Annotated in this window: 21 protein-coding genes and 1 pseudogene; 10 read left to right on the top strand and 12 right to left on the bottom strand. The window is 70.6% G+C overall.

Annotated features, from left to right (window positions below):
- Positions 1 to 116 precede the first annotated feature (116 nt).
- From BSL84_RS11055 to BSL84_RS11045, 3 genes are read right to left on the bottom strand one after another with little or no spacing between them, the layout of a single operon-like run.
- Positions 117 to 944 (bottom strand): GNAT family N-acetyltransferase, encoded by an 828-nt coding sequence (locus tag BSL84_RS11055; RefSeq protein WP_075970258.1) that lies wholly within the window; start codon positions 942 to 944, stop codon positions 117 to 119.
- Positions 945 to 971: 27 nt separating this feature from the next.
- Positions 972 to 1241: a protealysin inhibitor emfourin gene (locus tag BSL84_RS11050; protein WP_030027862.1), complete on the bottom strand. Its 270-nt coding sequence runs from the start codon at positions 1239 to 1241 to the stop codon at positions 972 to 974.
- Positions 1242 to 1250: 9 nt separating this feature from the next.
- Entirely contained in the window at positions 1251 to 2324 is a 1074-nt protein-coding gene (locus BSL84_RS11045; protein WP_030027863.1) for a M4 family metallopeptidase, read from the bottom strand.
- Between the two features lie 440 nt (positions 2325 to 2764).
- Here BSL84_RS11045 and leuA point away from each other — a divergent pair, with 440 nt between their 5' ends.
- From leuA to BSL84_RS11015, 6 genes are all read left to right on the top strand, one after another.
- Positions 2765 to 4528, top strand: a complete 1764-nt coding sequence (leuA, locus tag BSL84_RS11040; RefSeq protein ID WP_030027864.1) for a 2-isopropylmalate synthase — start codon at positions 2765 to 2767, stop codon at positions 4526 to 4528.
- Positions 4529 to 4974: 446 nt separating this feature from the next.
- A complete protein-coding gene (locus BSL84_RS11035; protein WP_075970257.1) occupies positions 4975 to 5670 on the top strand; it encodes a TerB family tellurite resistance protein in 696 nt (231 codons plus the stop codon).
- A 538-nt stretch (positions 5671 to 6208) separates the two neighbouring features.
- Entirely contained in the window at positions 6209 to 7777 is a 1569-nt protein-coding gene (locus tag BSL84_RS11030; RefSeq protein WP_045320757.1) for a nucleobase:cation symporter-2 family protein, read from the top strand.
- Between the two features lie 94 nt (positions 7778 to 7871).
- On the top strand, positions 7872 to 8618 hold the full coding sequence (recO, locus tag BSL84_RS11025) for a DNA repair protein RecO (protein WP_030649778.1): 747 nt from the start codon (positions 7872 to 7874) through the stop codon (positions 8616 to 8618).
- 11 nt (positions 8619 to 8629) lie between these two features.
- Positions 8630 to 9457 carry an isoprenyl transferase gene (locus BSL84_RS11020; RefSeq protein ID WP_075970256.1) on the top strand — a complete coding sequence of 276 codons (828 nt, stop codon included), beginning with the start codon at positions 8630 to 8632 and terminating at the stop codon, positions 9455 to 9457.
- A 25-nt stretch (positions 9458 to 9482) separates the two neighbouring features.
- Positions 9483 to 10049: a YcxB family protein gene (locus BSL84_RS11015; protein WP_075970255.1), complete on the top strand. Its 567-nt coding sequence runs from the start codon at positions 9483 to 9485 to the stop codon at positions 10047 to 10049.
- A 32-nt stretch (positions 10050 to 10081) separates the two neighbouring features.
- Here BSL84_RS11015 and BSL84_RS11010 read toward each other — a convergent pair whose 3' ends face one another.
- Genes BSL84_RS11010 through BSL84_RS10995 form a run of 4 tightly spaced genes read right to left on the bottom strand, consistent with a single transcriptional unit; the run spans position 10082 to position 13266 of the window.
- A complete protein-coding gene (locus BSL84_RS11010; RefSeq protein WP_075970254.1) occupies positions 10082 to 10507 on the bottom strand; it encodes a Fur family transcriptional regulator in 426 nt (141 codons plus the stop codon).
- A gap of 52 nt (positions 10508 to 10559) precedes the next feature.
- Positions 10560 to 11423, bottom strand: coding sequence for a metal ABC transporter permease (locus BSL84_RS11005; RefSeq protein ID WP_075970253.1), 864 nt, complete (start codon positions 11421 to 11423; stop codon positions 10560 to 10562).
- The gene (locus BSL84_RS11000; RefSeq protein ID WP_075970252.1) at positions 11423 to 12214 is read right to left on the bottom strand and encodes a metal ABC transporter ATP-binding protein; all 792 of its coding nucleotides are present in this window, start codon (positions 12212 to 12214) and stop codon (positions 11423 to 11425) included. Before BSL84_RS11000 ends, BSL84_RS11005 begins: the two co-directional genes overlap by 1 nt.
- Before the next feature lie 26 nt (positions 12215 to 12240).
- Complete coding sequence (locus BSL84_RS10995; RefSeq protein ID WP_075970251.1) at positions 12241 to 13266, bottom strand: metal ABC transporter substrate-binding protein; 1026 nt, start codon at positions 13264 to 13266, stop codon at positions 12241 to 12243.
- 155 nt (positions 13267 to 13421) lie between these two features.
- On the opposite strand from BSL84_RS10995, the gene BSL84_RS10990 reads away from it, so the two are divergent.
- The gene (locus BSL84_RS10990; protein ID WP_030027806.1) at positions 13422 to 14804 is read left to right on the top strand and encodes a glycine--tRNA ligase; all 1383 of its coding nucleotides are present in this window, start codon (positions 13422 to 13424) and stop codon (positions 14802 to 14804) included.
- A gap of 80 nt (positions 14805 to 14884) precedes the next feature.
- Here the strand turns inward: BSL84_RS10990 and BSL84_RS36950 are convergent, their stop codons facing one another.
- From BSL84_RS36950 to BSL84_RS10970, 5 genes and pseudogenes are all read right to left on the bottom strand, one after another.
- Positions 14885 to 15040 (bottom strand): hypothetical protein, encoded by a 156-nt coding sequence (locus tag BSL84_RS36950; protein WP_234363444.1) that lies wholly within the window; start codon positions 15038 to 15040, stop codon positions 14885 to 14887.
- A gap of 26 nt (positions 15041 to 15066) precedes the next feature.
- A pseudogene (locus BSL84_RS37630) lies at positions 15067 to 15231 on the bottom strand (hypothetical protein); the annotation flags it as partial.
- A 122-nt stretch (positions 15232 to 15353) separates the two neighbouring features.
- A complete protein-coding gene (locus BSL84_RS10980) occupies positions 15354 to 15947 on the bottom strand; it encodes a TetR family transcriptional regulator (RefSeq protein WP_030027807.1) in 594 nt (197 codons plus the stop codon).
- A 20-nt stretch (positions 15948 to 15967) separates the two neighbouring features.
- On the bottom strand, positions 15968 to 16993 hold the full coding sequence (locus BSL84_RS10975; RefSeq protein ID WP_075972049.1) for an aldo/keto reductase: 1026 nt from the start codon (positions 16991 to 16993) through the stop codon (positions 15968 to 15970).
- A gap of 266 nt (positions 16994 to 17259) precedes the next feature.
- Complete coding sequence (locus BSL84_RS10970; protein WP_075970249.1) at positions 17260 to 18708, bottom strand: MFS transporter; 1449 nt, start codon at positions 18706 to 18708, stop codon at positions 17260 to 17262.
- Positions 18709 to 18741: 33 nt separating this feature from the next.
- Here BSL84_RS10970 and dusB point away from each other — a divergent pair, with 33 nt between their 5' ends.
- From dusB to BSL84_RS10955, 3 genes are all read left to right on the top strand, one after another.
- Positions 18742 to 19902, top strand: coding sequence for a tRNA dihydrouridine synthase DusB (gene dusB / locus BSL84_RS10965; protein ID WP_376503800.1), 1161 nt, complete (start codon positions 18742 to 18744; stop codon positions 19900 to 19902).
- 364 nt (positions 19903 to 20266) lie between these two features.
- Positions 20267 to 22975, top strand: coding sequence for a pyruvate, phosphate dikinase (gene ppdK, locus BSL84_RS10960; protein ID WP_075970248.1), 2709 nt, complete (start codon positions 20267 to 20269; stop codon positions 22973 to 22975).
- Between the two features lie 385 nt (positions 22976 to 23360).
- Complete coding sequence (locus BSL84_RS10955; RefSeq protein WP_075970247.1) at positions 23361 to 24365, top strand: ArsR/SmtB family transcription factor; 1005 nt, start codon at positions 23361 to 23363, stop codon at positions 24363 to 24365.
- The last annotated feature ends 49 nt before the right edge of the window (positions 24366 to 24414 follow it).

Genomic DNA, 24414 nt, shown 5'->3' with positions numbered 1-24414 from the left:
CGTCTCGTGTCCCCGATGCTGCGCCCACCCCGCGCCAGCGGGCAAACTTTGTTGCCGACTCGGCAAACCGGGGCGGGGTGGGGCGGAGCTGCGGCGTCCCGGCCGCCGTCAGCCGGTCACGCGCCGGGCTCCGCCGGCGGTTCCGCGATCAGGGCGGTGCCGACCCGGCGGAAGCCGGCGCGGGCGTAGATCCGGGCCACGTCGTCGTCGCCCGCCGAGAGGAAGACCGTACGGGCGCCCCCCGCGCGGGCCCGTACGACCAGGGCCGCGGTGACCCCGAGGGCCAGGCCCTGGCGGCGGGCGGACGGGAGGGTGCCGACGCCCACGATCTCGGCGACGTCGCCGACCGGGTTGAACATGCCGGAACAGAGCACCACGCCGTCCCGCACGGCCGCGGCCATGCCCGAGGTGCCCGCCGCCAGCTTCTCCGAGACGCTCGCCCGCCGGGTCTCCACCGACGGGTCCCGCAGCGCGGCGGCCAGTTCCGCGGGGCCGGCCTCGCCCACGGCCGTTCCCGGGTCCGCGAAGGCCAGCGCCGGTACCGCCAGCGCGGCCGCCAGCAGCGGGTCCTCGGCGCCGAGCAGCCGCACCTCCGGGTGCGGGGGCAGTTCCTCGCCGGCCTCCAGCAGCATCAGCGGGTGCTCGTGGACGTGAAGCCCCGCCGCTTCCGCCGCGGCCCGGAGCGCGGGGCTGTTCTCGGCGACCCACTCGAAGGCCTCCGGGACGCCCAGTTCACGCTGGCGGGCGAGGACCCGCTCGACGTCGGCGGGGGTCGCGTCGGAGCCGCCGAGCGCGGGCCGCGCGTAGTACGGCCAGCCCGCGCCCTCCTGCACGAACAGGGTCAGCGGCCCGAAGTCCTCGGCCCGGGCGCCGCCCACCCGCGGCACCGTGTCGTAGTACCGCTCCAGCTCGGACAGCGTCGATTGGATCATGGCGTCGGTCATCGGGCCATCCAAGCAAAGGGCCGCCGCTCAGGCACCTTCTTTCAGGACGCGGGAGATCAGCGCCCGCTGGGCCTCCGACAGGCGCGGCTCGGCGCAGGAGACCGTCCGCCCGTCCACCGTGATCCGGTACGAGAAGCCGTCCCGCACCCGGTCCGCCGGATCGCCCGGCGGGCCGGGCCGCAGCGCGAGCTGGGCCAGGGCCTGCCACTCCTCCTCGTCCGGCAGGCCCGAGGTGTCCACCTCGGCCCGGCGTTCGATGCCCGCGAAGCCGCCCGTCCGTACCACCTGAATCCGCATGGGAGCTGTCTACCCCGCGAGCGGGACGCCCACGGCCGACCATGCCTTCTGCAGTGCCTGGTGCTCCGCGCCGCCCTCCCCGTACCGGGTGGCGGCGGCCGCAGTCGAGAGGCGGGCGAAGTCCGCGAAGTCCGCCTTCGGGGTGAGGTCCCCGCCGGTGAGGGTGTCGTACCAGATCTGTCCGGCACGCTCCCAGGCCTTGCCGCCGAGCTCGGTCGCCGCGATGTAGAAGGCGTGGTTGGGGATGCCGGAGTTGATGTGGACGCCGCCGTTGTCGCTGTGGGTGTTGACGTAGTCGTCCATGGTGGCCGGCTGCGGGTCCTTGCCGAGCTCGTCGTCGTCGTACGCGGTGCCGGGGGCCTTCATCGAGCGCAGTGCGACCCCGGTGACGTTGGGGCCGAGCAGCCCGGCGCCGATCAGCCAGTCGGCCTCATCGGCCGTCTGCTCCAGCGAGTACTGCTTGATCAGGGAGCCGAAGACGTCGGACATGGACTCGTTCAGGGCGCCCGACTGGCCGCGGTAGCGCAGGTTCGCCGTGTACTGGGTGACGCCGTGGGTCAACTCGTGTCCGATGACGTCCACCGACACGGTGAAGTCGAGGAAGAGGTCGCCGTCGCCGTCGCCGAAGACCATCTGCCGGCCGTCCCAGAAGGCGTTGTTGTATTCCTCCCCGTAGTGGACGGTGGCGTCCAGGGGGAGTCCGGAGTCGTCGATGGAGCGGCGCCCGAAGCCCTTCAGGAACAGCTCGTAGGTCGCCCCGAGCCCCGCGTAGGCGCGGTTGACGGTGGCGTCCTTGCCCAGCGGGTCGCCCTCCTCGCGGACCTTGGTGCCGGGGAGCTGGGTGCGGTGCCGGGCGTCGTAGATCGTCCGCCGCGGGCTGTCGCCGGCCGGTGCGGCGAGCGTCGCCGTGATCCCGCGCACGGAGGTCACCCGGCGCCGGGTGCGCAGCAGGGAGTCGTGTTCGAGGGTGCGCTGGGCGAGGTCGGCGCGGCGGGTGTCGCCCGAGAGGGCGGCCTTGTCGAGGAGGTGCGGCGGCACGACCGTGCAGAAGACGGGGTGGCGGTGAGTGTGGGAGGCATCCATGCCCGGCAATGTGGCACCGCGTCACGGTGATGTCACTAGACGCAACCATGATTCATTCGGTTGTGTCACGTCTGCCGTTGCAGAAACGTGCCTGGCCGGTGCGGGGCCCTCGCGGCGGGGGGTGTGGTGGTGGGATCGCACGGCCGGTACGCGGAGCTCTTCGGGGGATCGCCCCGACCCGGGCGGACCGAATGAGGCTTGGCTCACATTTGGTGCAAATCGGACGTGCGGGTCTTGCATACTGAAACAGGTCCTCGCGTCACGGCGCGGCTCGGCTAGGCTCGGCCCATCATGCGTTTCGGGCTGCTTCTCCTTAGCTGCCGCGGCGAGGGTCTGTAGTCGTAGGCCGGCCCCCTCCCCGCGGAGTTGGTGTTGCGGTTTCCACTACCGCCGTCGGCCGTCCCAGCGAACTACCGCGGACACGCGAGGAGCCCAACGCCATGAGCCAGCAGCCTTTTGTCGGTCGCCCCACGCCCATCACGAACGCGACGCACTCCCAGAAGCCCTCCGGGATGCCGATCCACAAGTACGGCTCGTACGAGCAGGTGGACATCCCGGACCGCACCTGGCCCGATGCCCGCGTCACCAAGGCCCCCCGCTGGCTCTCCACCGACCTGCGCGACGGCAACCAGTCGCTGATCGACCCGATGACCCCCGCCCGCAAACGCGAGATGTTCGACCTGCTGGTGCGCATGGGCTACAAGGAGATCGAGGTCGGCTTCCCCTCGTCGGGCGAGACCGACTTCGCCTTCGTGCGCTCCATCATCGAAGAGGGCGCCATCCCGGACGACGTCACCATCTCCGTACTGACCCAGGCCCGCGAGGACCTGATCGAGCGGACCGTGGAGTCGCTGGTCGGCGCCAAGCGCGCCACCGTGCACCTGTACAACGCGACCGCGCCGACCTTCCGCCGGGTCGTCTTCCGCGGCTCCAAGGAGCAGATCAAGCAGATCGCCGTGGACGGCACCCGCCTGGTCATGGAGTACGCCGACAAGCTGCTGGGCCCCGAGACCGTCTTCGGCTACCAGTACAGCCCGGAGATCTTCACCGACACCGAGCTGGACTTCGCCCTGGAGGTCTGCGAGGCCGTCTGCGACGTCTGGCAGCCGGCCGAGGGCCGGGAGATCATCCTGAACCTGCCCGCCACGGTGGAGCGCTCCACGCCGTCCACCCACGCGGACCGCTTCGAGTGGATGGCCCGCAACCTGACGCGCCGCGAGCACATCTGCATCTCCGTCCACCCGCACAACGACCGCGGCACCGCCGTCGCCGCCGCCGAGCTGGCCCTGATGGCCGGCGCCGACCGCATCGAAGGCTGCCTGTTCGGGCAGGGCGAGCGCACCGGCAACGTCGACCTGATCACGCTGGGCATGAACCTGTTCTCCCAGGGCATCGACCCGCAGATCGACTTCTCGCAGATCGACGAGATCCGCCGCACCAGCGAGTACTGCAACCAGATGCCGGTCCACCCGCGCCACCCCTACGCGGGCGACCTGGTCTACACCGCCTTCTCCGGCTCCCACCAGGACGCCATCAAGAAGGGCTTCGACGCCATGGAGGCCGACGCGGCCGCCCAGGGCAAGACCGTCGACGACATCGAGTGGGCGGTCCCGTACCTGCCCATCGACCCCAAGGACGTCGGCCGCTCCTACGAGGCGGTCATCCGGGTCAACTCGCAGTCCGGCAAGGGCGGCATCGCGTACGTCCTGAAGAACGACCACAAGCTGGACCTGCCGCGCCGCATGCAGATCGAGTTCTCCCGGATCATCCAGGCCAAGACGGACGCCGAGGGCGGCGAGGTCACGCCGAAGGCGATCTGGGACGTCTTCTCCGACGAGTACCTGCCCAACCCGGAGAACCCGTGGGGCCGCATCCAGCTGCGCTCCGGCTCGACCGCCACCGACAAGGACGGCACGGACACACTGACCGTCGAGGCGGTCGTGGACGGCGTGGAGACGGTCCTGAACGGCACCGGCAACGGTCCGATCTCGGCGTTCTTCGACGCGCTGGCCGGCATCGGCGTCGACGCCCGCCTGCTGGACTACACCGAGCACACCATGAGCGAGGGCGCGTCCGCCGTGGCCGCCTCCTACATCGAGTGCGCGATCGACGGCCGCGTCCTGTGGGGCATCGGCATCGACGCCAACACCACCCGCGCCTCCCTGAAGGCGGTCATCTCCGCCGTCAACCGCGCGGGCCGCTGACCGCTCGCAGGTGAACCCCGCTCCTCCGTCCGGAGGGGCGGGGTTCCGCCGTATCCGGGCTCCGCGGCGGCGGCCACCAGCGTCCTGCCGGCCTCCTGCCGCCCTCCCGATACCGGCCGGAGCCGCGCCCGCCGTGACCGCGTGAGCCGCGGCGGCCGGATCCGTACGCAGCGCCTCACCCCCGGCAGTGCTGATATCGGCCGCGGTCACCGGGCTCCGGAACCGGCCGGCAGCCCGGCCGCGGCCCGGCCGATCCCGCTCGCGGCCCGGTCACGGACCCGGCCCGCCGTTCCCCCGGCGGACCCCAAGCGGAACCGGGGGTGCAGATCGGCCAACTCCCCCGCGGGGGACATGTTGTCCTGTCGCACGACTGACGCATCCTCACCGATGTGGCTAACATCACGCCAACCCGGCGATGCTGCCGGACGACACCACGGAGGTGCGACGTGCTGCCAGTTCGGGGTGGGGACGGCCGGAAGCTGACGGTCTGGGGCATCCGTACCACCTGGAGCACCGTGGGTGACGGGGAGTTCTTCTGCCCGGACTGCGGTGGGGACCGCAACTACCGCAGGCGCACCGGCCGCCGCCGGTTCACCGTCCTCGGGGTGCCGCTGCTGCCGCGCGGGCAGGCGGGGCCCGTCGTGGAGTGCCAGGGCTGCCGCGCGCGCTTCGGCACCGGCGTCCTGGACCACCTCACCACGACCCGGTTCACCGCGCTCCTGCGGGACGCCGTGCACACCGTGGCGCTGGCCGTGCTCACGGCGGGCGGGACGGCCTCGCGCAGCGCCCTGGAGGCCGCGGTGTCGGCCGTACAGGCGGCGGGCTTCCAGGACTGCACCGAGGAGCAGCTGGAGTCCCTCGTGGAGGCGCTGTCCACGGACGAGGGGCGGCTCGGGCTGTACGACATCCCGGAGTGCTGCGGGGCCGCGCTGTCGATAGAGCTCCACGAGGCCCTGGAGCCGCTCGCCCCGCACCTGGCCGGCCCAGGCCGGGAGTCGATCCTGCTCCAGGGTGCGCGGATCGCCCTCGCCGACGGCCCGTACATCCCGGCCGAGCGCGAGGTGCTCGCCACCGTCGGGTCGGCGCTGCGGATCGGCGCGGACGAGGTGGCCCGGCTGCTGTCGGCGGTACGCGCGCCCTGAGAGGGCCGTGACGCCCCGGAACCGTCCGGAAGTGGCCGATCGGACGTAACGATCCGGCCTCGCGAGGGGCGAAATCTCGCCTGGTGAACACTTCGGGAACGGCGGAGTCGACAACTCCGGGCCCGTTCGGAGCCGCCCCCAGGGGCGCCCGGACGGGCCTTTCCCGTGGGTGGCCTCGACGGGCCGCGCTCAGCGTCGTGGCAGCTCACGGCCGGTTCCGTCCCCGTCGACACGGCCGGCGCAGCCCTGCCGCGGACGATCGCTCCCATACCCCCTGCGCCGACTCCGCCGCCACTGGAGAAATCCACAGATCTGCGGCCGGGTCCGGTCAACAGTTTGTAGAAGTCGACGATATCTGTGAGGACACCCACAGGCGTTCAATTCCGGTCACACGCCGAGAAGCCGCCGCCCCGCACAGCGGGACTTCGACCCACGTGAACGTACTGAAAACCCTGGCGAACCAACGGGTTAACGACCCACTTCGCCCAGGGATAACCAGATCTCCTCTCACTTACCTACCTTGAAGGGCAAGGCTGAGATGGCACGTGTCGCCGCCCGGCTTTCCACCGACGGAAAGCAGAGCACGCACCCGGTCGACGAGGTGCTCCCCCTCCCCAAGCTCGCGCTGTACGGCTTCCAGCACGTACTCGCCTTCTACGCCGGCGCGGTGATCGTCCCGATCATCGTGGGCAGCGCACTCAAGCTGAGCCCTGAACAACTGGTCTACCTGATCAACGCGGACCTCTTCACCTGCGGCATCGCGTCGATCATCCAGGCCTGGGGCATCGGCCGGATCGGCGCGCGGCTGCCGCTGATCCAGGGCGTGACCTTCACCGCCGTGTCCCCGATGATCGCCATCGGCCTCGGAGCGGGCGGCGGAACGGCCGCCCTGCTGGTCATCTACGGCGCGGTCATCACCGCCGGTATCGCCACCTTCGCCTTCGCCTGGCTGCCCGCCAAGGCGTTCCGGACGGTCATGCGGCTCTTCCCGCCCGTCGTCACCGGCACGGTGATCACCGTGCTGGGCATCGTCCTGATCCCCGTCGGCCTCAACGACGCCGCCGGCGGCCTCGGCAGCCCCGACTTCGGCGAGCCCAAGCACTTCGCCTACGCCGGCGGCACGATGCTCTTCATCCTCGTCCTGATGAAGCTCGGCCGGCCGTTCCTCTCCAGCATCGCGATCCTCCTCGGCCTGGTCGCCGGCACCGCCGTCGCCTTCCTCCTCGGCGACGCGAAGTTCGGCGACGTGGGCAAGTCGGACTGGATCGGCGTCACCACGCCCTTCCACTTCGGCGTCCCCAAGTTCGAGTGGTTCCCGATCGTCCTGATGCTCATCGTCATGCTGATCACCATGGTCGAGACGACCGGTGACACCTACGCCGTCGGCGACATCGTCGGCAAGGAGGTCGACAGCGAGACCGTGGCCCGCGCCCTGCGCGCCGACGGCGCCGCCACCGCGCTCGGCGGCGTCCTCAACTCCTTCCCTTACGTCGCCTTCGCGGAGAACGTCGGCCTGGTGCGGATGACGAAGGTGAAGAGCCGCTTCGTGGTCGTCGCCGCAGGCGTCTTCATGATCGTCCTCGGGCTGCTGCCCAAGGCCGCCGCCATCGTCGCGGCCGTCCCGCACGGGGTCCTCGGCGGCGCCGCGACCGTCATGTTCGCCATGGTCGCCCTGGCCGGCATCCAGACCCTGGGCAAGGTGGACCTCAAGGAGGAGAAGAACGCCCTGATCGTCGGCGTCTCCCTCGCCTTCGCCCTGCTCCCGGCGACCGTGCCGGTCTTCTTCAGCAAGCACATGGACGCGGACCTGTCCTCGCTGCTCAACAGCGGTGTCACCCTCGGTGCCACGGCCGCCATCGTGCTCAACCTCATCTTCAACGGCCTGGCGAAGGACGACGCCCACGGCGCCCCGGAGGCGGGAGCCCGGGCCCTCGGCGAGGCCGAGGCCGACACGGCGCCCGGCTCCGGCACCGACGCCGACGCCATCGTGCCCGAGGCGAGCGCGCCCGAGGCCCCCGCGGCCGTACCGGCCCAGGCGGCCGCCCCCGCCCCCTCGGCCGCGAAGGCGGACGACGCCGACCCCACGCCGTCGCCGTCCGCCCCCTGACCCTCCCAAGGGGTGCCGACCCCTCGCCCGCGGCGACGCCCGGGCGGGGGTCGTCGCTGTCCCCGGGGGACTCCCCGTACGGGACAATGGGCGCATGAGTCTGTTCCGCGACGACGGCATCGTGCTGCGCACCCAGAAGCTGGGTGAGGCGGACCGCATCATCACGCTGCTGACCCGGGGCCACGGCCGGGTGCGGGCGGTCGCCCGCGGGGTGCGGCGCACGAAGTCCAAGTTCGGCGCCCGGCTGGAACCTTTCTCCCACGCCGACGTGCAGTTCTTCGCCCGCGGCAGCGAACTCGTCGGCCGCAGCCTGCCGCTCTGCACCCAGACCGAGATCATCGCCCCGTACGGCAACGGCATCGTCACCGACTACGCCCGCTACACCGCCGGCACCGCCATGCTGGAGACCGCCGAGCGGTTCACCGAGAACGAGGGCGAGCCCTCCGTACAGCAGTACCTGCTGCTCGTCGGAGCGCTGCGCACGCTCTCCCGCGGCGAACACGAACCGCACCTCATCCTGGACGCCTTCCTGCTGCGCTCCCTCGCCGTCAACGGCTACGCGCCCAGCTTCGAGGACTGCGCGAAGTGCGGCATCCACGGCCCCAACCGGCACTTCTCCGTCGCCGCGGGCGGGGTCATATGCGGGGACTGCCGGGTGCCCGGCAGCGTCGTACCCTCGTCGGAGGCCATCGCCCTGCTCAGCGCCCTGCTGACGGGCGACTGGGGGCATGCCGACGCGTGTGAGGCGCGTCACGTGCGGGAGGGCAGCGGGCTGGTCTCCGCCTATTTGCACTGGCATCTGGAGCGCGGGCTACGCTCCCTGCGATACGTCGAGAAATAGGAGCTGGGCACATGGCACGACGCGGGATTCTGGGACGCTCTCGCCGGGAGTACAAGGTTCCCGAGCCGCACCCCTCCGGTGCGGTCCCGCCGAAGATCCCCGGCGAGCTGGTCCCGAACCACGTCGCCGTCGTCATGGACGGCAACGGCCGCTGGGCCAAGGAGCGCGGCCTGCCCCGCACCGAGGGGCACAAGGTCGGCGAGGGCGTCGTGCTCGACGTGCTCAAGGGCTGCCTGGAGATGGGCGTCAAGAACCTCTCCCTGTACGCCTTCTCGACGGAGAACTGGAAGCGCTCGCCCGAAGAGGTCCGCTTCCTGATGAACTTCAACCGCGACGTCATCCGGCGGCGCCGCGACGAGATGAACGAGCTGGGCATCCGCATCCGCTGGGTCGGCCGCATGCCGAAGATGTGGAAGTCGGTCGTCCAGGAGCTCCAGGTCGCGCAGGAGCAGACCGTCGACAACGACGCCATGACCCTGTACTTCTGCGTCAACTACGGCGGCCGTGCGGAGATCGCCGACGCGGCGCAGGCCATCGCGCGCGACGTGGCGGCCGGCAAGCTCGACCCGTCGAAGGTCAACGAGAAGACCTTCGCCAAGTACATCTACTACCCGGACATGCCGGACGTCGACCTGTTCCTGCGCCCGAGCGGCGAGCAGCGCACCTCCAACTACCTGATCTGGCAGAGCGCGTACGCCGAGATGGTCTTCCAGGACGTGCTGTGGCCCGACTTCGACCGGCGCAACCTGTGGGCTGCGTGCCTGGAGTACGCCCAGCGCGACCGCCGCTTCGGCGGCGCGGTCCCCAACCAGCCCGAGGGCCCGGGTACGGCCTCCTGACGCCCTGCGCCTAGGATCCCCGCTCATGGACATCACGGGCGGGGATCCGCTGTATCGGATACACGGGACGGCGTCGGCGGGGCGGGCGGTCGAGCTCCGCTACACACCGACCGTCGCCGACATGGCCGAGGGCCTGCGGCCCTACGGCCGGACCTCGGCGGGGCGCCGCCAGCGCCTGCTGTTCGTCCTCACGGGTCTGGTGGGGCCCGGGTACGCCGCGGTCCTCGTGGCGCAGGGCGGCGGGTACGTCGGGTCGGCCGTGGCGCTGTGCGTGGTGGGCCTCTTCAGCTGGGCCTTCGTGCTGTTCGGCCACCGGATCATGGCCGGAACGACCCGCGGGCTGCTGGCGGCGTCGGGGGAGTACCGGGCGGTCGTCGACGGCGGGGGCGTCACCATCGACTCCGCGCAGGGCACCGTCCACCTGCGGTGGAGCGCGCTGTCGTGCTACGCGGAGACCCCCGCGACGTTCATGCTCTTCTCCGGAGACAAGCGGGTGCTCGGCGGGGCGCTGCTCCCCAAGCGCGGCCTCGCGGACCCCGGCGAGCAGGACGTCCTGCGGGCGCTCCTGGACGGAAAGCTGAAGCGGATCTAGCCGGCCGCCGGATCCGGGCCGGGCTCCAGCCCTCAGGCCTTGGCGCAGTCGGCGCAGGTGCCGAAGATCTCCACGGTGTGTGCGACGTTCACGTAGCCGTGCTCGGCGGCGATGGACTCCGCCCACTTCTCCACGGCCGGGCCCTCCACCTCGACGGCCTTGCCGCACTTGCGGCAGACCAGGTGGTGGTGGTGATCGCCGGTGGAGCAGCGGCGGTAGACGGACTCGCCGTCGCTGGTGCGCAGGACGTCGACCTCGCCCGCGTCCGCCAGGGACTGGAGGGTGCGGTAGACGGTGGTCAGGCCCACGGAGTCACCGCGGTGCTTGAGCATGTCGTGGAGTTCCTGGGCGCTGCGGAACTCGTCCACCTCGTCCAGTGCGGCCGCCACCGCGGCCCGCTGGCGGGTGGATCGTCCTCGTACTGGCGCGGTATTCATCTCGCCAGGCGCAGTCGCCACCGGTTCCTCCTCGTATAGGGCCTGCCGCCATTGTGCCAGCCCTTGAAGGACCCTAGACCTTCACGTCGTCGCGCGTGCAGACCTCTTCGGCCGTCGGTGCGGTCTTGGCCCGGCGGCGGGCCAGGGGGGCGGAGAGGGCGGTCAGCACCATGAAGACGCCGACGGCGAGCAGCACGATCGTCGCGCCCGAGGGCACGTTGATGTAGTAGGTGGCAGCCGTGCCGGTCAGGGACACGGTCACGCTGATGGCCATGGCCAGCCCCAGCGTGGTGGCGAAGCTGCGGGTGAGCCGCTGGGCCGCGGCGACCGGGATCACCAGCATCGCGCTGACCAGCAGCAGGCCGACGATGCGCATGGCGACGGTGACGGTGACCGCGGCCGTGACCGCGATCAGCAGGTTCAGGGCACGCACGGGCAGTCCGGTGACCCGGGCGAACTCCTCGTCCTGGCACACGGCGAAGAGCTGCCTTCGCAGGCCGACCGCGACGGCGAGGACGAAGGCCGCCAGCAGCGCCATCGCGGTCACGTCCTCGGTGGCCACCGTGGTGATCGAGCCGAACATGGAGCCCAGGAGGCTGGCCGTCTGGCCGCCGCCGAGGTTGATGATCATCACACCGCCGGCGAGGCCGCCGTAGAAGAGCATGGCGAGGGCGACGTCGCCGCTGGTCCTGCCGCGGGCCCGGATCAGCTCCATGCCGACGGCGCCGACGACGGCGACGAGGGTGGCCATCCAGACCGGGCTGGCCTGGAGCACGAAGCCCAGGGCGACACCGGTCATCGCGACGTGGCCGAGGCCGTCGCCCATGAGGGCCTGGCGGCGCTGGACGAGGTAGGTGCCGATCGCGGGGGCCGTGATGCCGACCAGGGCTGCCGCGATCAGCGCTCGCTGCATGAAGGCGTAGTCGAGGATGTCCATCAGCTCAGCAGTCCCGTCCGCAGGGGCTCGGCGTCGTGCGCCGCGTGGGGGTGTACGTGGTCGTGGCCGGGCAGGGCGTGCTGGCCCACGGCCTCCGGCGGCGGGCCGTCGTGGACGACGCAGCCGTCGCGCAGTACGACGGCGCGGTCGATCAGGGGCTCCAGCGGGCCCAGCTCGTGCAGGACGAGCAGGACGGTGGCACCGGCGGCGACCTGCGCGCGCAGGGCGCTCGCCAGGACCTCCTGGTTGGCGAGGTCCACGCCCGCCATCGGCTCGTCCATGATCAGCAGTTCGGGTTCGACGGCGAGCGCCCGGGCTATGAGGACGCGCTGGTGCTGGCCGCCGGAGAGGGCGTCCACGGAGACGTCGGCGTGCGTGTCCATGCCGACCAGGGACAGGGCGCGTTCGATGGCCTCCTTGTCGGCCCTGCGCAGGAGCCCGAAGCGGGAGCACGCGAGCCGGCCGGAGGAGACGACCTCGCGGACGGTGGCCGGCACGCCGCCGGCGGCGGTGGTGCGCTGAGGGACGTAGCCGATGCGCGACCAGTCGCGGAAGCGCTTGAAGTCGGTGCCGAAGAGGCTGAGGGAGCCGTCGGACAGCGGGACCTGGCCGACGACGGCGCGGACGGCCGTGGACTTGCCGGAGCCGTTGGCTCCGAGGAGGGCGACGACCTCGCCGCGCTGGACGGTGAGGTCGATTCCGCGCAGCACGGGGCGCGAACCGAGCGAGGCCTTGGCCCCGCGCAGGGATATGACGGGTGGGTTGTCGTCCGGTCGGGGCGGGGACTGCATGGCTCGCGCCTCCGTTGCTGCTGTGCTCACTTGGCTCCGAGTGCCTTCTGGAGGTTCTTCAGGTTGGACCGCATGACCTCGAAGTAGTCGGCGCCCTGGGATGTGTCGGTGATGCCTTCGAGCGGGTCGAGGACGTCGGTCTTCAGACCGGTGTCCGCGGCGAGGGTCTTGGCCGTCTTGTCGCTGGCCAGCGTCTCGAAGAACACGGTGGTGACATTGTCCTTCTTCGCGACCGCCTGGAGGTCCTTCATCCGGGCCGGGCTCGGCTCGGACTCGGGATCGATGCCGGAGATGCCCTCCTGGTGGAGGCCGTAGCGCTCGGCGAGGTGTCCGAAGGCGGAGTGGGTGGTGATGAAGGTCCTGGAGGCCGTGTCCTTCAGGCCGTTCTTGAACTCGGTGTCCAACGCGGCCAGCTTGCCGACCAGTTCGTCGGTGTTCTTCCGGTAGTCCGCGGCGTGGCCGGGGTCGGCCTTCTCCAGGGCCGCGCCGACGCCCTTGGCGATCTCCGCGTACTTGACGGGGTCGAGCCAGACGTGGGGGTCGGTGCCGTTCCCGCCGTGGTCGTGGCCGTCGTGCCCGTCGGCGTGCTCACCGGTCTGTTCTCCGGCGTGCTCCCCGGCGTGCTCGTCGCCCTCCTGGTGCGCGTGGCCCTCTTCGCCGTGGCCCGGCTCGGCTCCGTGGGCGTCCAGCGCGGTGAGGGTGGCGGCGTCGACGATGTTCTTCACGCCGGACTGGGCGACGGACTTGTCGACGGCGGGCTGCAGGCCTTTGAGGTAGAGGACCACGTCGGCCTCGCCGAGCTGCCCGGTCTGCCTGGGGGTGATCTCCAGGTCGTGCGGTTCGACGCCCGGCTTGGTCAGGCCGTCGACCTTCACGTGCTCCTTGCCGATCTGCTCGGCGACGAACTGCAGGGGGTAGAACGAGGCTGTCACGCCCAGCTTGCCGTCCTTGCCGCCGGCGGCGCCCGCTGCGGAGCAGGAGGTCAGGGCCGTGGCGCCGAGGGCGACGGCGCCGGCGAGGACGGCGGTGGGTATGAGGCGTCGTACGTTCATGACATCCATTTTCATCAAAGATGGAAACGATTGTCAAAAACCCAGGTGGGAGGGCCGGGTGGACGGGCGTTGAAGGGGAACCGATTTGAAAGGGGGGGTGCGGGCGCCGGTAATCTAGAGACTTCGCCGTTCGTCCTCGTAATGAAGAGAGCACCGTGGCCGCCGACAAGATCGAAACCATCGTCAGCCTGAGCAAGCGCCGTGGCTTCGTTTTCCCGTGCAGTGAGATCTACGGCGGCTCCCGGGCTGCCTGGGACTACGGCCCGCTCGGTGTCGAGCTCAAGGAGAACATCAAGCGCCAGTGGTGGAAGGCGATGGTCACCGGGCGTGAGGACGTCGTCGGTCTCGACTCGTCCGTGATCCTGGCCCCCGAGGTCTGGGTGGCCTCCGGCCACGTCGCCACGTTCTCGGACCCGCTGACCGAGTGCACCTCCTGCCACAAGCGCCACCGCGCCGACCACCTGGAAGAGGCGTACGAGGCCAAGCACGGCCGCGTCCCCGCGAACGGCCTGGCCGACGTCAACTGCCCCAACTGCGGTGTGAAGGGCCAGTTCACCGAGCCCAAGCAGTTCTCCGGCATGCTGGAGACCCACCTCGGCCCGACCCAGGACACCGGCTCCAAGGCGTACCTGCGCCCCGAGACCGCGCAGGGCATCTTCACGCAGTTCGCCCAGGTCCAGGTCACCTCGCGCAAGAAGCCGCCCTTCGGCATCGCGCAGATGGGCAAGTCCTTCCGCAACGAGATCACGCCGGGCAACTTCATCTTCCGCACCCGCGAGTTCGAGCAGATGGAGATGGAGTTCTTCGTCAAGCCCGGCGAGGACGAGCAGTGGCAGGAGTACTGGATGCAGGAGCGGTGGAACTGGTACCGCGACCTCGGCATCCGCGAGGAGAACATCCGCTGGTACGAGCACCCGAAGGAGAAGCTGTCCCACTACTCGAAGCGCACCGCCGACATCGAGTACCGCTTCAACTTCGGCGGCAGCGAGTTCTCCGAGCTTGAGGGCGTCGCCAACCGCACCGACTACGACCTCAAGGCGCACTCCGCCGCCTCCGGCCAGGACCTCACCTTCTTCGACCAGGAGGCCGGCGAGCGCTACACCCCGTTCGTCATCGAGCCGGCGGCCGGTGTCAACCGCGCCATGCTCGCCTTCATGCTCGACGCCTACAACGAGGACGAGGCCCCCAACGCCAAGGGCGTCATGGAGAAGCGCACCGTGATGCGCCTCGACCCGCGCCTGGCCCCCATCAAGGTCGCCGTCCTGCCGCTGTCCCGCAACGCGCAGCTGTCGCCGAAGGCCAAGGGCCTGGCCGCCGACCTGCGCAAGAACTGGAACATCGAGTTCGACGACGCGGGCGCCATCGGCCGCCGCTACCGCCGCCAGGACGAGATCGGTACGCCGTTCTGCGTCACCGTCGACTTCGACACCCTGGACGACAACGCGGTGACCGTGCGCGAGCGCGACACCATGAAGCAGGAGCGCGTCTCCCTGGACCAGATCCAGGCCTACCTCGGCAGCCGCCTGCTCGGCTGCTGACGGACCTCGCAGAACGACCGGTGGCCCGGCGCACACAGTGTGCGCCGGGCCACCGGTCGTTCCCACCGTGTGTGCCCCGGTCAGGCGGTCGAGGCGTCGGCCCCGGGCCGGGCCTCCGCGTCGGCCTGGGCCGCGGCCTCGGCGGCCCGCCGCTCGCCCTCGGCCTGCGAGCGCTTGCCGTACAGGGCGGTCCACCCACCCAGGCAGCCGACCGGCGGAAGCCCTCGTACTGCCACAGGCCGTTCCACCAGGCCGTGCTCTCGGGAGTGCCGTCGGTCGCGAACTTCCTCCCGAAGGAGAACATCAGCGGCCGCGGTGCGAGCAGGGTGGCCAGGCAGAGCAGACCGAAGAGCCCGGTCACGCCGGAGTCCTTGATCAGCGGGGCGCGGGCCGAGTGCGCTCCGATCAGCGAGACGACCGCCGTGATCGCCGGGAAGACCAGGGTGACGACGGCGAACTCGTCGAGCTTGCGGCGTCAGGCCAGGTGGATCGCGCTGTCGAGCACGGGCCACGCGCTGCCGGCCAGGAGTGCGCTGAACTCGCTCCAGCTCAGGGGCGCAGGCCCCGGATCACCAGAGTGGTGACCGCCTCGAACTCCGCGACGATGGTGGGGGAGAACCACTCCGCCGCGTACTGAGGGTCGTGGAAACGGCCGGTGGCGTCGAAGACCGCACGCGCCGCCGCCGGGACGTCGGACGCCGCGAGGGAACCGTCGGCGACGCCCTGCGCGATGATCCGTGCCAACTGGTCGATCAGCTGGGTCAGATGCTCTTCCACCGTGCCGCTGTTCTCGGCGAGGAGCACCGTGTACGTCGCGAACAGCTCCGGATCGTCGCCGGCCTTGTGGCGCTTGGCCTCGAACAGCGCCTCCAGCCACGCCTCCAGCTTGGAGGGCGCACTCTCAGCGGGGGCCGAGGCGATCTGCTCCAGTGCGACGACGCTCTTCGCGAGCCAGCGGTCGGTGACGGCCTCGCGCAGCGCGGCCTTCGAGGGGAAGTGCCGGTAGACGCTGCCGTGACTGACTCCCAGGGCGCGTGCCACGTCCACCACCGTCGCCTTGGTGGGGCCGTAGCGGCGCAGCACTTCCTCGGTGGTCTCAAGGATGCGCTCGGGGGTGAGGGGCTCGGCGGCAGCGGGTGGCATGGGACGACCGTACCGCCAGCTCAGTGCTCGCTGTCGAGGTGGGCCATCTGCGCCTCCGGATAGCGGTCGCCCGCGGCCGCACCGGCGGGCACGGCCTCCTCGATGGCAGCGAGGTCCGCAGGGCTGAGGGTGACGTCCATGGCACCCAGTGCCTCCGCGAGGCGGTCCCGGCGCCGGGCGCCCACCAGCGGCACTATGTCCTCGCCGCGCGCGAGCACCCAGGCGATCGCGGTCTGGGCGACGCTCACCCCCTTGTCGTCGGCGACCTTGCGCAGGGCGTCGACGAGGTCCAGGTTGCGATGCAGGTTCTCACCCTGGAAGCGGGGACTCATCCCGCGGAAGTCGCCCGGCGCCAGGGCGCGGTCGCGGGTGAAGTGGCCGCTGATCAGGCCGCGGGACAGCACCCCGTACGCCGTGACGCCTATGCCCAGCTCGCGGGCGGTGGGCAGGATCTCCTCCTCGATCCCCCGGGAGACCAGCGAGTACTCGATCTGGAGGTCGGAGACCGGGGCCACGGCGGCGGCCCGGCGCAGGGTGTCCGCGCCGACCTCGGAGAGGCCGATGTGGCGCACGTGCCCGGCCTGGACCGCTTCGGCGATGGCTCCGACGGTCTCCTCGATCGGAACGTCAGGGTCCACGCGGGCGATCCGGTAGATGTCGATGTGGTCCCGGCCGAGCCGCTGGAGCGAGTAGGCCAGGAAGTTCCTGACGGCCTCGGGCCGGCCGTCATAGCCGGTGAAGCCGCCCTCGACCGTGCGCAGCGCCCCGAACTTGACGCTGGTCAGCGCCCGGTCGCGGGCCGCCGCGGGGGCCGTGCGCAGGGCTTCCTGGATCAGCAGCTCGTTGTGCCCCATGCCGTAGAAGTCGCCCGTGTCGAGCAGTGCGCCCGCGCCCTCGGGGACGGCGTCCAGGTATGCGTGGATGGTCGCCACGGACTCGGAGCGGTCGGCTTCCCCGTAGAGGGCGGACATCCCCATGCAGCCCAGCCCGAGCGGGAAGACCAAGGGGCCGGTGCGGCCGAGGCGCCGGAGCGCGAGGCTCGTCATGGTGGTGCCGGCGAGGCCGGCGGTGGTCGTGTCGATGCTCTCGTTCTTCGTCATACAACGAGAATGGCATGACGGGTGACAGATTTCAATATCTGTCACCCGTCAGTGTCGAGCGAGGGGTATGAGCGAGGGGCGTGCTCGCCGGAGTCCTGGACGAGCTGGAGGCGAAGTCCGCGCCGAACGCCGCCCTCGACGAGGTCGAGGACGGCATGTTCCGCAACTTCCACCGGGGCGCGTAGCCGCCCGCCCCGCGGCCCCGAGGCGTTTCAGGCGCGCGGGGATCCCACGGCCGCCGCGGGACCGGCTGACTCCTCCAGGGTGCGGGCCGTGCGCTCCGCCGTTCCCCGGGCCCAGGCGCCGCTCGTCGCCGCGCCCACGACCAGGACGAGCAGCCCGCACAGCGTGATGATCCACCAGGCGGGCTGGGCCGCGCCGGAGAAGTCCTGGCCGCCGGCCAGCCCGGCCGCCAGCACCGAGCCGATGACCGCGACGCCCAGCGTGCCGCCCGTCTGCCGGCTGGTGGAGGCGATGGCCGCCGCGACACCCGCCTGGGAACGCGGCATCCCGGACACCGCCGTGTTGGTGATCGGCGCGTTCACCATGCCGAAGCCGAGCCCGAAGAGCACGTATCCGGTGAAGAGCAGCGGATTGGAGGTCTCCGCCTCGAACAGGGCGAACAGCAGCCCGCTCCCCGCCATCGCCACCCCGGCGATCAGCAGGCAGATCCGGGGCCCGCGGCTGCCCACCAGCCGCCCCGCCAGCGGCGCGAACAGCACCGTCAGGCCGGCCATCGGCAGCATGTAGAGGCCCGCGTGCAGGGCGCTTAGACCCCGTACGCCCTGGAGGTAGAGCGTGTTCAGGAAGAGGAAGCCGGCCAGCCCGGCGAAGGCGCTGATCGCGATCACCGTCGAGCCGCTGAACGGCGCGCTCCGGAAGAACCGCAGATCGATCAGCGGCTCCGCGCGCCGGGGCTCGTACACCAGCAGCCCCACGAGGGAGGCGACGGCCACCACCGCGCACCCCATGATCAGCGGCGAGCGCCAGCCGGCGGCGGGCGCCTCGATGATCCCGTACGTCAGACTGCCGAGCAGCGCGATGACCAGCACCTGGCCCAGCGGGTCGGGCCGGCGCGGCCGGGCCGCCCGGGACTCCGGGATGTGGCGCAGGGTCAGTACGAGTGCCGCCAGACCGATCGGCAGGTTGATCAGGAAGATCGAGCGCCAGCCCACCGAGTCCACCAGCACCCCGCCGATCAGGGGGCCCGCGGCCATGGAGATGCCCCCGACCGCCCCCCACACGCCGATCGCCCTGGCCCGCTCGGCCGGATCGGTGAAGGTGTTGGTGATGATCGACATCGCCACCGGGTTGAGCATCGCGCCGCCGACCGCCTGCACCATCCGGAAGAAGACGAGCCAGCCGAGGCTCGGCGCGAGGGAGCAGAGCAGGGAGCCCAGCCCGAAGGCCAGCAGACCGGCGACGAACACCTTGCGGCGGCCGATCCGGTCGGCCGTGGAGCCCATGAGCATCAGCAGCGAGGCCAGGACGAGCGTGTACGCGTCGATGGTCCACTGCAGCCCCGCGACCGAGGCGTCGAGCTCGCGGCGCATCGACGGGAGCGCGACGTTGAGCACGGTGTTGTCGAGGCTGACGATGAGCAGGCTCATGCAGCAGATCGCCAGGACGATCGTGCGCTGCCGGTGACTCGGCTCGATCATGCGCCGATGCTACGTCCGCCCGACCCCCTCGGCATGCGGGACAATGGGCGGATGACCACGCTCCCCCCGCCTCTCGCGATCGGCCCGCACACCGTGCAGCCCCCGGTGGTGCTCGCGCCCATGGCCGGCATCACCAACGCCCCGTTCCGTACCCTCTGCCGGGAGTTCTCGGGCGGCAAGGGGCTGTTCGTGAGCGAGATGATCACGACCCGCGCCCTGGTCGAGCGCAACGAGAAGACCATGCAGCTGATCCACTTCGACGAGACCGAGAAGCCCCGGTCGATTCAGCTGTACGGGGTGGACCCGGTGACGGTCGGCAAGGCGGTCCGCATGATCGTCGAGGAGGACCGCGCCGACCACATCGACCTCAACTTCGGCTGCCCCGTCCCCAAGGTCACCCGCAAGGGCGGTGGGTCCGCGCTGCCCTACAAGCGGAACCTGCTGCGCGCGATCCTGCGCGAGGCCGTCGCGGGAGCCGGCGACCTGCCGGTGACCATGAAGATGCGCAAGGGCATCGACGACGACCACCTCACCTATCTCGACGCCGGCCGCATCGCCGTCGAGGAGGGGGTCACCGCCATCGCCCTGCACGGACGGACCACCGCGCAGCACTACGGCGGGACCGCCGACTGGGAGGCCATCGCGCGGCTCAAGGAGCACGTCCCGGAGATACCGGTCCTCGGCAACGGCGACATCTGGTGCGCCGAGGACGCGCTGCGCATGGTGCGCGAGACCGGCTGCGACGGCGTGGTCGTGGGGCGCGGCTGCCTGGGGCGGCCGTGGCTGTTCAACGACCTGGTGGCGGCCTTCGAGGGGCGGCCGGAGGACTTCCACCGGCCCGCGCTGCGAGAGGTCGCCCGGACCATGCACCGGCATGCCCAGCTGCTGGGGGAGTGGATCGGCGACGAGACGCGCGGCGTGATCGACTTCCGTAAGCACGTCGCCTGGTACCTGAAGGGATTCTCGGTCGGGTCCGAGATGCGCAAGAAGCTCGCGGTGACCTCGTCGCTGGCCGAGCTGGACGCTCATCTGAGCGAGCTCGACTTGGATCAAGAGTGGCCGGAGAGCGCTGACGGTCCGCGCGGTCGGACGTCCGGAAACAACCGAGTTGTCCTGCCGGACGGCTGGCTGAAGGATCCGTACGACTGCGCCGGCGTGAGCGAGGACGCGGAACTGGACACCTCCGGAGGCTGACAAATCGCCCTCCGTGGTGCGTGATATACGCCACGCATGGGAGAGGTTTCGCTCAGATGAGCAGATAAGTCACGGGTAAGACTTCCAAAGGGTGGCACTGGGTGCCACCCTTTGTGTGTTCAATACTTGAACGCAAATGTATCGATGATCGCTCATCCGAGCGTGAACAAGCCTCATGCGGCACCTCCCCCTTCGGGATCTGAACGCTCTCAGGCCCTTCTGGTTACCCTTGAGTTACTTTCGATCTGCTGGCGCACGGGTGGTTACGTCCGTATGACGGCCAAGTGGACGTACCCAGAAGCCTTCGATCTGGGTATGTTCCTGGCCGTCAGGGCAGCCACCGAGCCTCGAGGAGTCGAGACCCGTGTCGGAAAACAAAGATCAGAAGTTCGTCTACGACTTCACCGAGGGCAACCGCGACCTCAAGGACCTCCTCGGCGGCAAGGGTGCCAACCTCGCCGAGATGACCAACCTGGGTCTGCCGGTCCCTCCCGGCTTCACCATCACCACCGAGGCCTGCAAGGTCTACCTCGAAAGCGGCTCGGCCCCGGCCGCCCTGCGCGACGAGGTCAGCGCCCACCTCGCGGCCCTCGAAGCGAAGATGGGCAAGAAGCTCGGACAGTCGGACGACCCGCTGCTGGTCTCCGTGCGTTCCGGCGCGAAGTTCTCGATGCCCGGCATGATGGACACCGTCCTGAACATCGGCCTCTCCGACGAGTCGGTCGCCGGCCTCGCCTCCCAGGCCGGCGACGAGCGCTTCGCGTGGGACTCCTACCGCCGCCTGATCCAGATGTTCGGCAAGACCGTCCTCGGAGTCGAGGGCGAGCTCTTCGAGGACGCCCTCGACGAGGCCAAGGCCGCCAAGAAGGTCACCGTCGACACAGACCTCGACGCCGCCGACCTGAAGAAGCTCGTCAAGGTCTTCAAGAAGATCGTGGCGAAGGAGGCCGGCCGCGAGTTCCCGCAGGACGCCCGCGAGCAGATGGACCTCGCCGTCGAGGCCGTCTTCAACTCGTGGAACACCGACCGCGCCAAGCTCTACCGCCGCCAGGAGCGCATTCCCAGTGACCTGGGCACCGCGGTCAACGTCTGCTCCATGGTCTTCGGCAACCTGGGCCCCGACTCCGGCACCGGCGTCGCCTTCACCCGCGACCCCGCCAGCGGCCACGCGGGCGTCTACGGCGACTACCTCCAGAACGCCCAGGGCGAGGACGTCGTCGCGGGCATCCGCAACACCGTGCCGCTCGCGGACCTGGAGTCCATCGACAAGGCCTCGTACGACCAGCTCATGACGATCATGACGACGCTGGAGACCCACTACAAGGATCTCTGCGACATCGAGTTCACCATCGAGCGCGGCCAGCTGTGGATGCTCCAGACCCGTGTCGGCAAGCGCACCGCCGGCGCCGCCTTCCGCATCGCCACCCAGCTCGTCGACCAGGGCCTGATCGACGAGGCCGAGGCCCTCCAGCGCGTCAGCGGCCACCAGCTGGCGCAGCTGATGTTCCCCCGCTTCGACGAGGGCGCCAGCACCACCCTGCTCGGCCGCGGCATCGCCGCCTCCCCGGGCGCGGCGGTCGGCAAGGCCGTCTTCGACTCCTACACGGCCGTCAAGTGGTCCCGTTCCGGCGAGAAGGTCATCCTGATCCGCCGCGAGACCAACCCGGACGACCTGGACGGCATGATCGCCTCCGAAGGCATCCTGACCTCGCGCGGCGGCAAGACCTCCCACGCGGCCGTCGTCGCCCGCGGCATGGGCAAGACCTGCGTCTGCGGTGCCGAGGAGCTGGACGTCGACACCAAGCGCCGCCGCATGACGGTCGGCGACACGGTCATCGAAGAGGGCGACGTCGTCTCGATCGACGGCTCCACCGGCAAGGTCTACCTCGGTGAGGTACCCGTCGTACCCTCCCCGGTCGTCGAGTACTTCGAGGGCCGGATGCACGCCGGCGCCGACGACGCCGACGAACTCGTCGCCGCCGTGCACCGGATCATGGCGTACGCGGACCGTGTCCGCCGCCTGCGGGTACGCGCCAACGCCGACAACGCCGAGGACGCGCTGCGCGCCCGCCGCTTCGGCGCACAGGGCATCGGCCTGTGCCGCACCGAGCACATGTTCCTCGGTGAGCGCCGCGAGATGGTCGAGCGCCTGATCCTCGCCGACACCGACGGCGAGCGCGACGAGGCACTCAGTGCCCTGCTGCCGCTGCAGAAGAAGGACTTCATCGAGCTGTTCGAGGCGATGGACGGCCTGCCCGTCACCGTCCGCCTGCTCGACCCGCCGCTGCACGAGTTCCTGCCCGACATCACCGAGCTGTCGGTGCGCGTCGCCCTCGCCGAGTCCCGCAAGGACGCCAACGAGAACGACCTGCGCCTGCTCCAGGCCGTCCACAAGCTGCACGAGCAGAACCCGATGCTGGGTCTGCGCGGTGTCCGCCTGGGCCTGGTCATCCCCGGCCTGTTCGCCATGCAGGTCCGGGCGATCGCCGAGGCCGCGGCCGAGCGCAAGAACGCCAAGGGCGACCCCCGCGTCGAGATCATGATCCCGCTCGTGGGCACCGTCCAGGAGCTGGAGATCGTCCGCGAGGAGGCCGACGCGGTCATCGCCGAGGTCGAGGCCGCCACCGGCACCACCCTCAAGCTCTCCATCGGCACCATGATCGAGCTGCCGCGCGCCGCCCTGACGGCCGCCCAGATCGCCGAGGCCGCGCAGTTCTTCTCCTTCGGCACGAACGACCTGACCCAGACGGTGTGGGGCTTCTCCCGCGACGACGTCGAGGCCAGCTTCTTCACCGCGTACCTGGAGAAGGGCATCTTCGGGGTCTCGCCCTTCGAGACCATCGACAAGGACGGCGTCGGCTCCCTCGTGCGCCACGCGGTCAAGCAGGGCCGGGCCACCCGTCCCGACCTCAAGCTCGGCGTCTGCGGCGAGCACGGCGGCGACCCCGAGTCCGTCCACTTCTTCCACGAGGTCGGCCTCGACTACGTCTCCTGCTCGCCCTTCCGGATCCCGGTGGCGCGCCTGGAGGCCGGCCGTGCCGCCGCCGAGGCGAAGGGCAGCGACAGCCGCTGACCCCGCCGGGCCCGAGGGCCCCATGAACCGCGCCTGTCCCCGGGTTCCCTGACTGCCCGGGGGCGGGCGCGCCTCAGTTTTTTCGTTCAACAAGTTTTTACGCCAGCAGGCGGTGGACGGATCCCCACCCGTCCACCGCCGCTGTCATTCTGCCGGGCACGTCGGCGCTTCCCGGTGCGACCGACCGCCAGGCCCCGCAAAGCCCCCCACGGCCTTCGCGGAGCGTTTCGGTCGCACCGGAGTGTGCCCGGCGGAGTACAGGATTTCGGTTGTCACGCCCCTGCCGAAAGGGGTTTCAACTGTGGCCGAAAGGGCGTGGTGACCACGTGTGACTGCGTGCATACTCATGGGGCGGGGGGATTGCGGTTGCACAGGTGGGGGTTCGGTGCTGCGTATCCATTTCACTGGAGTGGACCTGGCACGCGTACGGATGGCAGGACGTCCCGATGCGTTGTGGGAGACGATTCTCAGCTTTCACCGCTTAAGAGACCGGCGAGACGCCCGGTTGTTCGGTGAATGGCGTACGGAAACCCGGAGCAGGTTGAATAGTGAAACACGCACGCTCGGTATGCTCATACCGAGTCGTGGTTATTTCCCCGATTTCCTGACCCCTGTGGAGGGGCAGTACGGGTGGGACGTGGGCCTCGACGCGCTGCGCGGGATCCGTCCCGAGCGCATGCGCCGCGAGCTCCAGCTGCTGGGCGCCGGAGCGCCCACCACACCACGGCTGCGGGACTTCATGGAGGGCGGCACCAAGCAGCTCCCGAGGCTGATGGGCGAGCTGCGTGCCTACCACCGGGCCGCCGTGGAGCCGTACTGGACGCACATACAGGCCCAGATAGAAGCCGAACGGGCGGCACGCGGCCGCGCGTTGCTCGACGGCGGCGCCGACGAGCTGCTGGCCTCGCTGCCGCCCATGCTGCGCTGGCGGGCGCCGGTACTGGAATGCGACTACCCCGTGGACCGGGACGTCCGGCTGCGGGGACGCGGGCTGCTGCTCCAGCCGTCCTTCTTCTGCCGGCGCACCGCGGTGACCCTGCACGACCCGGAGCTGCCGCCGGTGCTGGTCTACCCGGCCGCAGCGCAACTCGCCTCCGCGCCGGGGAGCGGCGAGACGGCCCGTGCCAGGCCCGCGGAGGACCAGCGCCAGCGCACCCTGGGCAAACTGGTCGGCCACACCCGCTCGGTCGTGCTCCGGGCCATAGGGGACGGTGCCACCACCAGCGAGCTGGCCCGCCGGGCCGGCGTCTCGCTGGCCTCCGCGAGCCAGCACGCCTGCGTGATGCGCGAGGCGGGCCTGGTCACCACCCTGCGCCGCGGCAACGCGGTCCTGCACACGGTGACCCCGCTGGGAGCCGCGCTCCTCAAGGGCGGGGCGGTGGCGTCATGACATGTCGGCGGCCCCCGGCCCGGGAAGGGGCCGGGGGCCGCCGGGAGGG

The organism is Streptomyces sp. TN58, assembly GCF_001941845.1.
Taxonomy (GTDB): domain Bacteria; phylum Actinomycetota; class Actinomycetes; order Streptomycetales; family Streptomycetaceae; genus Streptomyces.
This window is presented reverse-complemented; position numbering and strand designations above follow the sequence as displayed.

Coding starts and splice junctions, on each gene's coding strand:
- BSL84_RS11020 (WP_075970256.1), top strand. CDS start 8,630: ATGGCACGACGCGGGATTCTGGGACGCTCTCGCCGGGAGTACAAGGTT.
- BSL84_RS10970 (WP_075970249.1), bottom strand. CDS start 18,708: ATGATCGAGCCGAGTCACCGGCAGCGCACGATCGTCCTGGCGATCTGC.
- BSL84_RS11045 (WP_030027863.1), bottom strand. CDS start 2,324: ATGGATGCCTCCCACACTCACCGCCACCCCGTCTTCTGCACGGTCGTG.
- BSL84_RS11000 (WP_075970252.1), bottom strand. CDS start 12,214: ATGCAGTCCCCGCCCCGACCGGACGACAACCCACCCGTCATATCCCTG.
- dusB (WP_376503800.1), top strand. CDS start 18,742: ATGCGGGACAATGGGCGGATGACCACGCTCCCCCCGCCTCTCGCGATC.
- BSL84_RS11030 (WP_045320757.1), top strand. CDS start 6,209: ATGGCACGTGTCGCCGCCCGGCTTTCCACCGACGGAAAGCAGAGCACG.
- BSL84_RS10980 (WP_030027807.1), bottom strand. CDS start 15,947: ATGCCACCCGCTGCCGCCGAGCCCCTCACCCCCGAGCGCATCCTTGAG.
- leuA (WP_030027864.1), top strand. CDS start 2,765: ATGAGCCAGCAGCCTTTTGTCGGTCGCCCCACGCCCATCACGAACGCG.
- BSL84_RS11015 (WP_075970255.1), top strand. CDS start 9,483: ATGGACATCACGGGCGGGGATCCGCTGTATCGGATACACGGGACGGCG.
- BSL84_RS10975 (WP_075972049.1), bottom strand. CDS start 16,993: ATGACGAGCCTCGCGCTCCGGCGCCTCGGCCGCACCGGCCCCTTGGTC.
- BSL84_RS11050 (WP_030027862.1), bottom strand. CDS start 1,241: ATGCGGATTCAGGTGGTACGGACGGGCGGCTTCGCGGGCATCGAACGC.
- recO (WP_030649778.1), top strand. CDS start 7,872: ATGAGTCTGTTCCGCGACGACGGCATCGTGCTGCGCACCCAGAAGCTG.
- BSL84_RS11005 (WP_075970253.1), bottom strand. CDS start 11,423: ATGGACATCCTCGACTACGCCTTCATGCAGCGAGCGCTGATCGCGGCA.
- BSL84_RS10995 (WP_075970251.1), bottom strand. CDS start 13,266: ATGAACGTACGACGCCTCATACCCACCGCCGTCCTCGCCGGCGCCGTC.
- BSL84_RS11055 (WP_075970258.1), bottom strand. CDS start 944: ATGACCGACGCCATGATCCAATCGACGCTGTCCGAGCTGGAGCGGTAC.